Source organism: Pseudomonas orientalis (assembly GCF_001439815.1).
Classification (GTDB): Bacteria; Pseudomonadota; Gammaproteobacteria; order Pseudomonadales; family Pseudomonadaceae; genus Aquipseudomonas; species Aquipseudomonas orientalis.
The window spans coordinates 265635-277818 of the sequence record NZ_JYLM01000007.1 but is presented as its reverse complement, the minus strand read 5'-3'; the positions used below and the strand labels follow the sequence as shown (position 1 = coordinate 277818).

General features: G+C 62.1%; 10 protein-coding genes. 4 read left to right on the top strand and 6 right to left on the bottom strand.

Annotated elements, in window-relative coordinates; translation table 11 throughout:
- Window positions 1–376: 376 nt before the first annotated feature.
- Both TU82_RS18660 and TU82_RS18655 read left to right on the top strand, forming a co-directional pair.
- A complete protein-coding gene (locus tag TU82_RS18660; RefSeq protein WP_057724743.1) occupies window positions 377–886 on the top strand; it encodes a PadR family transcriptional regulator in 510 nt (169 codons plus the stop codon).
- Window positions 883–1650, top strand: coding sequence for a siderophore-interacting protein (locus TU82_RS18655; RefSeq protein WP_057724742.1), 768 nt, complete (start codon window positions 883–885; stop codon window positions 1648–1650). Before TU82_RS18660 ends, TU82_RS18655 begins: the two co-directional genes overlap by 4 nt.
- Before the next feature lie 60 nt (window positions 1651–1710).
- On the opposite strand, the gene TU82_RS18650 is transcribed toward TU82_RS18655, so the two are convergent.
- Both TU82_RS18650 and TU82_RS18645 read right to left on the bottom strand, forming a co-directional pair.
- Window positions 1711–2337, bottom strand: coding sequence for a Pr6Pr family membrane protein (locus TU82_RS18650; RefSeq protein ID WP_057724741.1), 627 nt, complete (start codon window positions 2335–2337; stop codon window positions 1711–1713).
- Window positions 2338–2341: 4 nt separating this feature from the next.
- On the bottom strand, window positions 2342–2575 hold the full coding sequence (locus tag TU82_RS18645) for a VF530 family protein (protein ID WP_024073644.1): 234 nt from the start codon (window positions 2573–2575) through the stop codon (window positions 2342–2344).
- Window positions 2576–2744: 169 nt separating this feature from the next.
- Between TU82_RS18645 and TU82_RS18640 the strand changes: the two genes are divergently transcribed.
- Both TU82_RS18640 and TU82_RS18635 read left to right on the top strand, forming a co-directional pair.
- Window positions 2745–4763, top strand: a complete 2019-nt coding sequence (locus TU82_RS18640) for a TonB-dependent receptor (RefSeq protein ID WP_057724740.1) — start codon at window positions 2745–2747, stop codon at window positions 4761–4763.
- Window positions 4764–5217: 454 nt separating this feature from the next.
- Window positions 5218–7635, top strand: a complete 2418-nt coding sequence (locus TU82_RS18635; RefSeq protein ID WP_057724739.1) for a glucose/quinate/shikimate family membrane-bound PQQ-dependent dehydrogenase — start codon at window positions 5218–5220, stop codon at window positions 7633–7635.
- Between the two features lie 135 nt (window positions 7636–7770).
- Here the strand turns inward: TU82_RS18635 and TU82_RS18630 are convergent, their stop codons facing one another.
- The 4 genes from TU82_RS18630 to TU82_RS18615 are packed head-to-tail and all read right to left on the bottom strand — an operon-like array spanning window position 7771 to window position 12068.
- Window positions 7771–8190 (bottom strand): group I truncated hemoglobin, encoded by a 420-nt coding sequence (locus TU82_RS18630; RefSeq protein WP_057724738.1) that lies wholly within the window; start codon window positions 8188–8190, stop codon window positions 7771–7773.
- Window positions 8190–9053, bottom strand: coding sequence for a DUF3034 family protein (locus tag TU82_RS18625; RefSeq protein WP_057724737.1), 864 nt, complete (start codon window positions 9051–9053; stop codon window positions 8190–8192). Before TU82_RS18625 ends, TU82_RS18630 begins: the two co-directional genes overlap by 1 nt.
- Before the next feature lie 5 nt (window positions 9054–9058).
- Entirely contained in the window at window positions 9059–11407 is a 2349-nt protein-coding gene (locus tag TU82_RS18620) for a bifunctional diguanylate cyclase/phosphodiesterase (protein ID WP_057724736.1), read from the bottom strand.
- Window positions 11391–12068 (bottom strand): methylamine utilization protein, encoded by a 678-nt coding sequence (locus TU82_RS18615; RefSeq protein ID WP_057724735.1) that lies wholly within the window; start codon window positions 12066–12068, stop codon window positions 11391–11393. Before TU82_RS18615 ends, TU82_RS18620 begins: the two co-directional genes overlap by 17 nt.
- Window positions 12069–12184: the final 116 nt, after the last annotated feature.

The following is a 12184-nucleotide window of genomic DNA, read 5'->3' as shown; positions in this document are numbered from 1 at the left end:
AATAAAAAAACAGGTATGCAGGCGTTCTCTCACAAGCGCGTAGCCTTTGTAATCATAGAGATAGAGAAAAAGATGGCTTTTTGCCAAAACTTTAAATCGCTCTGTAAGAAACAGACTACAACCCTGAAAAGTTCATGAATTGAAGTATCCGTAAGAACAGTACTACATCAATGACCGAGTGATCAAAATCAACTATCAAACTAAAAATTCGAGTGATAACTCTAATTAAAGTTATCACTCTAAACAACACATTAATGCGCGTGGATCATCGGATCTTGTTGGGAAAACCGCAGGCCAGACCGTTGGTCGGCATAGGCTATGCTTCACAAAAGATATATCTTAAGTTATATCTAAACGTGTATTGGAGTACTGCACCATGAGAAACGAGCCTCGTGGCGAGTTTGAAAAACGCGGTGGCCGCGGCCCACGGGTGTTCGCTCCCGGCGACCTGAAGCTGTTGCTGCTGTCGCTCATCGCCGAACAGCCCTGCCACGGTTACGACTTGATCCGCCGCATCGAAAATCTGTTCGACGGTGCCTACAGCCCCAGCCCTGGCGTCATCTACCCCACCCTGACCTTTCTCGAAGAAAGCGAGTTGATCAGTGGCGACGCCGACGGCGGAAAAAAACGCTACACAATCACCGACGTCGGTCGTCTCTTCTTAAGCGAGCAGGCCGTTGCCCTGGATGGCGTGCGCCTGCGCATCGACGTCAGCAAACGCTCGCTGCGCGGCCACGACCGTCCCCCCGAAATCCACGAGGCGGTGCACAACCTGCGCCATGCCCTGCATTCACACCACGGGCGCTGGAGCCCGGAAGAAATCGTGCGTGTCGCGGCGCTGCTCAATCGCACCGCTCAAGCCATTGCCGACGGGAGAGACCAATGAACAAACAAGCCATCCATCGCGTGACCCACGACATCAAACGCCGCCGCCTGCAGGTATTGCGGGTAGTGGATATCACCCCACGCATGCGCCGCATTACGTTGGGTGGGCCGGAACTGGCGGGGTTTATCAGCCTGGGCAGTGATGATCACATCAAGCTGCTGTTCCCGCAGAACGCCGCCGAGCAGGCGGCTCTGGAAAGCCCGACGTTCACCCTCAAGGGCGACGGCCCGCAACCTGCAATGCGCGATTACACGCCACGGCGTTTCGACCTGAGCATCGGCGAACTGGATATCGATTTCGTGCTGCACGGCGATGGCCCGGCGTCCACCTGGGCGGAGCAGGCGCAAGTCGGCCAGCACCTGCATATCGGTGGCCCCCGGGGATCGATGATCGTGCCGGATATCTTCGACAGCTACCTGCTGATCGGCGATGAAACCGCCCTGCCCGCCATTGGCCGACGCCTGGAAGAATTACCCGCCGGGCGCAAGGTGCTGGCGGTGATCGAAATTGCCGATGCCGCCGAGCAACAGACACTGGAAAGTGCGGCGGATGTTGAAATCATTTGGGTACTGCGCGGCCAGCACGACCTGCTCGAGGTGGTACGCAACCTGACACTGCCCGGCGGCACGCTGTACAGCTTCGTCGCGACCGAAACCAGGTTGTCACGCCAGGTGCGGCGGGTATTGCTCGATACGCACAAGGTCAACGAGGAATTTCTCAAGGCCGTGGGCTACTGGCGCGCGCAAGGCAGCGACGAAGATTAACCTGGACACAATCAAACTGTGGGAGGGGGCTTGCCCCCTTCCACAGTGGCTGTGCCTGCTTTAAACCGAGGTAGGTTTGAGAAGCCTGTCCACCCCAATCACGGCCAGCGCAATTAGTAGGAACCCTGCCAAAATCCCCCCGGCGTTCACGAACACCTGTGGATAACCCAGACTGTCCACGTCCATGAACGGGTACTGATACTGCCCAAGCATATGCCCGCGCAGCAGCACATAACCGAAGTACACCACGGGGTAAATCACCCAGCCGGCGATGTGCCTGAGCTGCAAGGTGCCTTTGGGCACGCAGCGCCACCAGTAAATCAGAAACAGCAGCGGCATCACGTCATGCAGCAATTCATCGGCGATGAACTGAAAGCCTTCGGGGCTCCACAAGTGCCGTAGCAGCAGGTTGTAGGCCAGGCTCACCACTACGATGCTCGTGGCGACCCCGCCGCAAATGCCGGGCTTCAGGAAAAACCGTCTGGCGGGAGATTCGCGGGTGACCAGCGCATAGCTCAGCACCACGACCACCAGGGTGTTGGTCAAGACGGTAAAAAAACTCAGGAAACTGATCAAACCGCCCAGCAGGCTCGCACCGCTGGACCAGCGCGAATACAAAATCAGGTACTGCTGAATCGCCAGCCCCGCCCAACCGGCCAGCGCGGCCGACGCGACAAAACGCTTCACCGGCTCAATCCAATGGGCGTTTGGTGCGCATCAGCTTGACGTACAAGCCTTCGACTTTTTCACGGGCCCAAGGGGTCTTGCGCAGGAAGGTCAGGCTCGACTTGATGCTCGGGTCGCTTTTGAAGCAGCGGATATCAATGCGTTCGGCCAGGCCGGCCCATTCGTAGTGTTCCACCAGCGTGGTGAGGACGTGTTGCAGGGTCACGCCGTGGAGTGGGTCGTTGCTTGTCGCGGTCATGCCGGGCCTTTTGCGAGAGAGGAAACACAGCCGCGCACCTTAGCCGACGGGGCGTAACGGTGGAAGCACTGCATTGAATATAGCCGGCCGGCAAAAGTTCCCCTTTTCAGCGAAAAAAGAGATGTTATATTGTAACAACTCTTATCAAAATCCTGCCAAGGAATGTCCGATGTCCGTCTCGTTTTTCTGGCGTTTGTCGCCCCTCGCCGCCGCCCTGCTGATCTGCTCCGAGGCCCACGCGCTGGAGCTGCAACCGCAAATCATCACCGGCAATCCCCTGGGCAGCGAGCAGCTCGCCTCGCCCACCACCGTGCTGGAAGGCGATGACCTGACCCTGCAACAAAAAGGAAGCCTCGGCGAAACCCTGAACAAGCAGCCGGGGGTGTCGTCTTCATACTTTGGCCCGGGCGCCAGCCGGCCGATCATTCGCGGCCAGGACGGCGACCGTATTCGCATCCTGCGCAACGGTGTAGGTGCGCTGGATGCGTCGTCGTTGTCCTATGACCACGCGGTGCCGCTTGACCCGATCAACGTTGACCGCATTGAAATCGTACGTGGCCCGGCAGCGCTGCTGTACGGCGGCAGCGCCATCGGCGGCGTGGTCAATACCTTTGACAACCGCATCCCCACCGCCGCCATCGAGGGCATCCACGGTGCCGGTGAACTGCGCTACGGCGGCGCCGACACCACCCGCAGCAGCGCGGGCAAGCTGGAGGCCGGCGACGGCACCTTTGCCTTGCACCTGGACGCCAACGCGCGGGAATTCAACGACCTGAAAATTCCGGGTTATGCGCGTAGCCGTCACGCCCCCGACACCGAGGATGGCCCCGGTAAAAACGGCCGCCTGGGCAACAGCGACGGGCGCCAGGATGGCGGCGCGGTGGGCGGGTCCTACACCTGGGATGATGGCTACGCGGGGCTGTCCTACAGCAACTACGACAGCAACTATGGCTCGCCGGCCGAGCAGGATGTGCGCATCCGCATGCAGCAGGATCACTACGCCTTTGCGTCCGAGATCCGTAACCTGCAAGGCCCGTTTACCTCGGTGAAGATCGACGCGGGCTACACCGACTACGAGCACCGCGAGATCGAAGGCGGCGAAACCGGCACCACCTTCAAGAACAAAGGTTATGAAGCGCGGGTGGAGGCCCGTCACCAGCCGCTCGGGCCGTTCGACGGCGTGGTTGGCGCCCAAGTGACCCGCAACGAATTCTCGGCCCTGGGTGAAGAAGCTTTCGTGCCCCAGACCGATACCAATGCCGGCGCGCTGTTCATCCTTGAGGAAATGCAGGCCACCGAGCGCCTCAAACTCAGCCTCGGCGGGCGCCTGGAGCACACCAACGTCGACCCGGATGCCAAGGGCAACGCGCGCTTTGCCAATGCTGACAAGGCCAATGATTTCACCGCCGGCAGCCTGTCCTCCGGCGCGGTCTACCGCCTGACGCCGATCTGGTCCCTGGCCGCCACCCTGGGCTACACCGAACGCGCCCCAACCTTCTACGAGCTGTATGCCAACGGCGCCCACGTCGCCACCGGCACTTACGAATTGGGCGATGCCAACCTGTCCAAGGAAAAAGCTGTGTCCAGCGACCTGGCCCTGCGCTTCGACAACGGCACCCATAAAGGCAGCTTCGGCGTGTTCTACAGCCGCTTCTCCAATTACATCGGCCTGCTCGGCACCGGCCGTACGTTGAACGATGAAGGTGAAGAGGACGCCGGCGGTATTCCCGAGTACACCTATTCCGGCGTACGCGCACGTTTTGCTGGCTTCGAAGCCCAGGATCACTGGAAACTCGGCGAAGGCGCCTACGGCAAGTTCGCCCTGGAGCTGTCGGGCGATTACACCCGCGCGACCAACCTGGATACGGGCGAAGCCCTGCCACGCATTGCGCCGTTGCGCCTGAACAGCGGCTTGCTGTGGGAACTGGACCGCTGGCAGGCGCGCATCGACGTGGAACATGCCGCCGGCCAGGGGCGTGTGCCGAGTAACGAAAGCGGCACCGATGGCTACACCACCCTGGGTGCGAGCGCCGGTTACCACTTCAATGTGGGCAGCAGCCAATGGCTGGCGTTCGTCAACGGCGAAAACCTGACCAACCAGACGGTGCGCTATGCCAGCTCGATCCTGCGCGACATCGCGCCGGCACCAGGGCGCAGTGTGCAATTCGGCATCCGCACCACCTTCTAACCCACACCACAAATCCCCCTGTAGGAGCGAGCTTGCTCGCGAAAACCGTCAACGATAACGCGCGCTTCCTGAATAAACGCGGCGCCAGTGGGTTTTTCGCGAGCAAGCTCGCTCCTACAGAGGCTATTCAGGCAGCGACTATCTGTCACTGTTACCAAATCTGAAATGATGCATCTTGCGATTCACCCTTCCTCAAAAAGCCCCGCCGCATTATCCTTCGCAACAATCTGAAACGCTTCACCTCCCGGTCGACCCATTTTGCCGAATTTCCCTGTACGCAAAGACAGCGCTGTCTGAAATAGACCTGCGCCTGGGGTGTTATTGCCCGCCTGTGGATAACCCGGTTATCCACAGAAAAAACCAAAAAAACGATGAACCAAGCCCGCGCCGAATCGTCATCTACAGTGAGTGAAGCACGGGGTTACATAATTCCAACGTAACGGAGAAACACACTATGAGCACTGATGGTGCCTCAAGCCCAAGCCGCCTGCTGCCCAGGTTGCTAGGCGTCTTGCTGCTGATCATGGGACTGGCCTTGCTGGCCGGCGGGGTCAAGCTGAGCATGCTCGGCGGCTCGCTGTATTACCTGCTGGCCGGTATCGGCATCGCCCTGACCGGCGTATTGCTGCTGGCCACCCGCCGCGCTGCGCTGGGCCTCTATGCACTGGTGCTGTTCGCCAGCACCGTGTGGGCCCTGTGGGAAGTGGGCCTGGATTGGTGGCAACTGGTGCCGCGCCTGGCCCTGCTGTTCGCCCTGGGCATCGTCATGTTGCTGCCGTGGTTTCGCCGTCCGTTGCTGCATGGCCAGGCCGCGCCGCTGGGCACGGGCGCGCTGAGCGTTGCCGTGGTGCTGGCCGGCGCTACCGCCCTGGCCAGCCAGTTCACCAACCCAGGTGAAATGGTCAAGACCGGCCAACTGGACCGCGACGCAGTGCCCGGCATGGCCAGCACTGCGCCAAGCCAGGCCGACGGTGACTGGAATTCCTATGGCCGCTCGGCCTACGGTGACCGTTACTCGCCACTGGGCCAGATCACCCCGGCAAACGCGCACAAGCTGGTGCCGGCCTGGACCTTCCGTACCGGTGACATTCCCGGCGCGGGCGATCCCGGGGAAACCACTGCGGAAAACACCCCGCTGAAAGTCAACGGCATGCTGTATGTGTGTACCCCGCACAGCCAGGTGATTGCCCTGGACCCGGACACCGGCAAGGAAATCTGGCGTTTCGACCCGAAGATCAGCACCCAGGGTGCCGAGAACTTCAAGGGTTGGGCGCACATGACCTGCCGTGGCGTGTCGTATCACGATGACGCCGCCTACCCTTCCGAGCAGAAGCCAACCGGCAAGGCCAGCCCGGCCGCCGCACCGACTGCCTGCCCGAAACGCATCTTCGTGCCGACCGCCGACACCCGTCTGATCGCCCTGAACGCCGACACCGGCAAGATGTGCGAAGACTTCGGTGACAAAGGCCAGGTGGACCTGCGCGCCAATATCGGCAGCTTCGCCCCAGGTGGTTACTACTCCACCTCGCCACCGGCCGTGACCAAAAACCTGGTGGTGATCGGCGGTCACGTGACCGACAACGTTTCCATCGACGAGCCAAGCGGCGTGATCCGCGCGTTCGACGTGCACACCGGCAAGCTGGTGTGGAACTGGGACAGCGGCAACCCGAACGACACCACCCCGTTGGCCCAGGGCAAGACCTACACCCGCAACTCGCCGAACATGTGGTCCATGTTCGCGGTGGATGAAAAACTCGGCATGCTCTACCTGCCGATGGGCAACCAGATGCCCGACCAGTACGGCGGCGACCGTACCGAGGACTCCGAGAAGTACGCGGCCGGCCTGACCGCCCTGGACATCGCGACCGGCCATGTGAAGTGGACCGTCCAGTTCACCCACCACGACCTGTGGGACATGGACGTGGGTGGCCAGCCGTCGCTGATCGACATCAAGACCGCCGCCGGCGTCAGGCACGCGGTGATGGCATCGACCAAGCAAGGCAGCATCTACGTGCTGGACCGCGCCACCGGCTGGCCGGTTGTGCCGTTCAATGAAGTCCCGGTGCCACAGGGCGCCGTCGCGGGCGATCGCACCGCGGCTACCCAGCCCAAGTCCGAGCTGAACTTCATGCCACCGCCCCTCAAGGAGCGTGACATGTGGGGCGTGACGCCGTTCGACCAACTGATCTGCCGGATCGACTTCAAGTCGCTGCGCTACGACGGCCCGTTCACCCCGCCGTCGCTGCAAGGCTCGATCGTGTACCCAGGCAACTTCGGCGTATTCGACTGGGGCGGCATTTCGGTTGACCCGGTGCGCCAGATCGCCTTCGTGAACCCCAGCTACATGGCGTTCAAATCGAAGCTGATCCCGGCTGCCGACATCGCCAAGCAAGGCCCGCGCGTCAGCGAAACCGAAGGCGTGCAGCCAAACAAAGGCGCGCCGTACGGCGTGATCCTCGAAGCGCTGCTGTCGCCCATGGGCCTGCCGTGCCAAGCGCCGGCGTGGGGTTATGTGGCAGCGGTCGACCTGACCACCAACAAGACCATCTGGATGCACAAGAACGGCACCGTGCGTGACAGCTCGCCGATTCCGATCCCGCTGACCATGGGCGTGCCGAGCCTGGGCGGTACGTTCACCACCGCCGGTGGCGTCGCGTTCCTGAGCGGCACCCTCGACCAGTACCTGCGGGCCTATGACGTGAAAAACGGCAAGCAACTGTGGGAAGGTCGCCTGCCTGCGGGCGCGCAAACCACCCCGATGACCTACACCGGCAAGGACGGCAAGCAATACGTGCTGGTCATGGCCGGCGGTCACGGCTCCCTGGGCACCAAGCAGGGTGACTACGTGATGGCGTTCAAACTGCCGGACTAAGCAAGACGGGCAGTAAAACAAAGGCGGCTACCTCGACAGGTAGCCGCCTTTTTCATGCCAGGACAGTGTGGGTGTTCACCTTGTTTGCATTCGACACGAGCCCGCTCCCACATTCGGAGGGTGCTGGCCGCAGGATCAGTGTTCGATCACCTCACCGCGCATCGCCGCCAACCGGGCGATCAGGCGGTTCTGCACGGGCACGGCAATACCTTCTTTGTCCATTGAGGCAATCAAGTCCTCCACCAGCGCATTGAAATCGCTGCGGCTCAGATGCTGGCCCTTGTGGCTCTCGGCCATGCTGTCGCCGGTATAGGTGCACGGCCCGCCCGCCTCGACACAGAACTGCTCAATCAGCTTGCTGCGCAGGCGCTGGATATCGATACGCCGGAAGCGTTCGACGATGCGCTCGTCCCGCGCGATGTTGAGCAACATGCCTTCGACGATACGCGTGATGCCCGGCAGGGCGCCGAGGTCGCGATAGAGGCTGTCGTCCTTGGGTGGCTGTTGGGCGCAGGCACAGAGCAGCAGTAGCAGGCAAACCGGTAACCAGCGCATCAGAAACTCCCTTGCACAGACAAGTAGGTGCCATTCTGGTGATCCAGCGTGGCGATTTCCCCCAAGCGTGCGTAGGCCAATACAAACGACACATGCTTGTTGGGGAAATAGCCCACGAATACGTCCGCCCAGTCACTTTCGCCCGCAAACGACAGGTTGTCGGGCTTCTCGCGGTACTCCACGCCCACCGCCCAACGCGGGTTGAGCAGCAGCGCCAGCGCGCCTTCCTTGAGCAGGCTGCGGCTGTCGCGACGGTCGCCGCCAAAACCGAGCAGGCCGGTCTCGTTGGCCCGGCTGTAGCGCAAGCTGCCGTTGACCAGCACGTTGTAGCCGAACACGGCGCCCATGAACAGACGGCTGGCGGCGAGGTAGCCCTCGACGTCGCTGTCACGCGTGGCACCCACCAGGCGGGGAATCTCGACGTCGGTCTGATGCTTGTATTCCAGGCCCAGCGAGACCTGGGGCAGCGCGTCGTAGACCACGTCGCCGAACAGCCGCACCTTGAGGCCCAGCACGTCCTGCCCAAGGCTGTCGTCGGGCAGGTTGAGCTTATGCACCAGGCTGCCAAGGTCAAAGCGCTGGCGGGCGAAAGACAGTTCGACGCGGTTGTCGTAGGCCAGCGCCACACCGGCCACGTCCAGCCGGTAATCCGGCAGGTTGACCGTAGTGGCGAACGCCGTGGCGCCCCACTCGTGCCGTTCGCCATAACCGGCCAGCACGGCCCAAGGCGTAAGACCGCCTCCCGCCGCGCCTTCGATACTGCTGGCACCACCGGTCGCGATCAGGCGGCCATTATCGGCCAGCGCCGTTTGCAGGGTCAGTGCGCCGAGGCAACCGATCAGGAAAGAAACACGCACTGTCATGCCACTCAATGAACCAGGGAAGTTTGCGCACTGAGAGGCAAGGCCACCCAGGCTTCGAAAGCGTCGGCGCTCAATGGCCTGCTGATCAGGTAACCCTGGGCCGTGTCGCACTGCCACCGCTCCAGCAGGCGCAGGCTATGGGCATATTCAACGCCCTCGGCGACCACTTTGAGGCCCAGGTTATGGCTCATCTCGATGGTGGAACGCACGATCACTGCGTCTTCACTGGTTTCATCGAGATTACGTACGAAGGATTGGTCGATCTTCAACTCTTGCACCGGCAGACGCTTGAGGTGCGCCAATGACGAGTAACCGGTGCCGAAGTCATCCACCGACAGGCCGATGCCGCACTCACGCAGCAAGTGGAGCACCTTGAGGGCTTTTTCCGGTTCGCGCATCACAGCGCTCTCGGTGATTTCGAACAGCAGCTGCTCCGCCGGCAAGCCATAGCGACGCAGCAAGGCCGACACGCGATGGGCCAGTTCGTCATCGAGCAGATCGTCCGCCGAGATGTTCAGCGACAGCTGCAAGGCCAGGCCGCGCCGGTTCCATTCGCACAGTTGGCGAATACCTTCTTCGATGACCCATTGGGTCAACAAGCGGATGCTGCCCGAGCGCTCGGCCAGGGGGATGAATTCCGCCGGCGAGACCAGGCCGAACTGAGGGTGCTGCCAGCGCAACAGAGCTTCGGCCTGGCGCACGATGCCCTGGCGAATATCCAGCTTGGGCTGGTAGTGCAGCAACAGTTGGCCATGGCCGGGGGCGTGGCGCAGGTCGCGGATCAGGGTGATCTGGCGGCGGTGGGCGAGGTCGCGGCCATGCTCGTAAACCTGCAAGCGATCGGGCATTTGCGCGGCGTCCTTCATGGCGATGGCCGCGCGCTCCAGCAAGGTCTGCGGGCTTTCGCCATCCGCCGGGTACGCCGCGATACCCAGGCGGCAGTCCAGCGCCAGGTCATGACCGCTGATGCGCTGGGGGCGCAGTAACAGTTGCTGGAGTTTGTCGGCCAGGCCCACCGCTTCGTCGCTGCCTGCGCCTTCAAGCAGCAGCAGGAATTCATCGGCGATCAGATGCGCCAGTGTATCGCCGGGGCGCAACGCAGCCTGCAGGCGCTGGCTCACGCTCAAGAGCAGTTGGTCCACCGCTTCGGGGCCGACGGTTTCGCTGGCAGCGCGCAGATTGTCGATGCCCAGATAGATCAACGCCACCGGTCGTTGCAGGGCAATTGCACTGCCCAGACGCTCCATCGCCAGCGCGCGGTTGGGCAGGCCGGTAAGACGATCATGCAGGGCGTAGTGCGCCAGCTGTTGTTCGCGCTCGGCAATGCCGCTCTGCATGGCATTGACCGCCAGCGCCAGGCGTCCCAGTTCATCGCTGCGCGCCAGCACGACCGGGGTCTGGTAGTCGCCACTGCCAATACGCTCGGCCGCCAGCGCCAGCGCCTGCACCGGGCGCGAGACCGAGCGGGCCAGCAGCAAAGCACCGATCAACGAAGCAATCAGGGCGACCAGGGCGATACCGAGAATCTTTTCATCCAGCGGCGCAAAGGCCTGCATCGCCGCATCCAGCGGACTTTGCAGCAGGGCCAGGACTTTGCCGTTTTCATCGCTGGCCAGGACCAGCGACTGGCTGAGGAAGCGGTGCTCAAGGTGATCGGTGGTGGACACGCCACGGCGTGTCGAATCCTCCTGCATCAGCGCGCGGATACTGTCGCGCAACACCTGCGGCTGGGTGCTGACCAACTCGCCAGGCAGGTCCTGGTCAATCGCCAGGAACGAAACTTCCAGATTGCTCAGCGAGCGCAACTCATCGGCGAAGGCACCGTCCATGCTGAACCCCATCACCACCCGCGCGATCGGCAACGGCGCCAGCACCGAGGCCTCCACCAGCAAGTGCGGCTTGCCTTGCAAAGGCACCATCAGCATCGCCTGGTGATTCTGCCGTGCCTCGCGCAAGGCCAGGTCGTAGCGAAAGGTCGAGCCTTCGGCGACTTCCTTGAGGGTGCTGGCCAGGACTTTGCCGTCCATGCCCAGCAGAATCATATCGTTGGCGTTGATGCGCTTGCCGTGGTTGAGCAGCACCGAACGCATCGTCGCCGAATCGCCACTGGCGACGGCATCGCGAAAACCGAAGTCAGACGCCAGCAACTGCACGCCATCGGCCAAGCGCCGGCCGCGAACGTCGAGCAAGCGCTCGAACACCCGCGTGCCCACCTCCAACTGGGCCTGGGCCTGGCGGTGTACTGCCGAATTGGTCGCGGCCTTGACGCTGAAATACAGCGCACCGATCACCACCAGCGAAAGCAGGATCAACACGCTGGCGACCCGCGCCTGGAAGCTACTGCGCAGTTTCATTGGCCGCTCGATTGAAGGCATCGCCAAAGGCGCTGGGTGTTGGCGGCAAATCCGCGGGCGCAGGCACAAGCTTCAATCCCACACGGTGGCTGAGCCCGACGGCCGGGACGCGCACGGTACCGCCGTCCAACGGCTGCATATCCGCCAGTTGCGGGTGCCACAGGGTGAGGCGGTAGTCACCGGCCGGCAGCTCCGCCAGGCGCACCCGGCCCTGGTCATCGCTGACGCCGAAACGCGGGTCGTCGGTCACGTAGATATAACCGAGCATCCAGTCATGGATATTGCAACCCAGCACCACCACCCCAGGCTTGTCGAACAGCAAGGGGGCCGCCGGCGTGCCTTCGTACAGACGCAACTCGAAGCGCTTGGCCGTGGAGAACGAATACACTTGATGACGAATATTGTCGCTGTTGGGGAAACGCACCTGCGTACCGGTATGCACCGCCAGCACATGAGGGGCAAAGCGCTGGTCAAGCTGGTCCATATCAGCCTTGAGCGCACCCTGCGGCGCGCCGACCGGGCCTTGCAGCGTCACTACGGCATCGGCGACCGGTCGGCCGTCGGCTTGATAAGCCAATACCTCAAGCGTCGCCGCCGACGCAGGGCCGATAGCAGCCGATAACAGCGCTGCACGGCATAACAGGTGGAAAATCCGAGCCATGGTCGATCCGCAGATAATGGGCTAGAAAGCGGCCAGCCTTGGCACGGAAGCGTAGATGTGCATGGATGATGGCGCAAATAAGGCCAATTGCCATCACTGTATATGCAGTCACACGT

What these genes read in the sequence shown, in the direction of transcription:
- TU82_RS18660 (WP_057724743.1), top strand. Translation starts at nt 377, where the DNA reads ATGAGAAACGAGCCTCGTGGCGAGTTTGAAAAACGCGGTGGCCGCGGC.
- TU82_RS18655 (WP_057724742.1), top strand. Translation starts at nt 883, where the DNA reads ATGAACAAACAAGCCATCCATCGCGTGACCCACGACATCAAACGCCGC.
- TU82_RS18645 (WP_024073644.1), bottom strand. Translation starts at nt 2,575, where the DNA reads ATGACCGCGACAAGCAACGACCCACTCCACGGCGTGACCCTGCAACAC.
- TU82_RS18640 (WP_057724740.1), top strand. Translation starts at nt 2,745, where the DNA reads ATGTCCGTCTCGTTTTTCTGGCGTTTGTCGCCCCTCGCCGCCGCCCTG.
- TU82_RS18635 (WP_057724739.1), top strand. Translation starts at nt 5,218, where the DNA reads ATGAGCACTGATGGTGCCTCAAGCCCAAGCCGCCTGCTGCCCAGGTTG.
- TU82_RS18630 (WP_057724738.1), bottom strand. Translation starts at nt 8,190, where the DNA reads ATGCGCTGGTTACCGGTTTGCCTGCTACTGCTGCTCTGTGCCTGCGCC.
- TU82_RS18625 (WP_057724737.1), bottom strand. Translation starts at nt 9,053, where the DNA reads ATGACAGTGCGTGTTTCTTTCCTGATCGGTTGCCTCGGCGCACTGACC.
- TU82_RS18620 (WP_057724736.1), bottom strand. Translation starts at nt 11,407, where the DNA reads ATGAAACTGCGCAGTAGCTTCCAGGCGCGGGTCGCCAGCGTGTTGATC.
- TU82_RS18615 (WP_057724735.1), bottom strand. Translation starts at nt 12,068, where the DNA reads ATGGCTCGGATTTTCCACCTGTTATGCCGTGCAGCGCTGTTATCGGCT.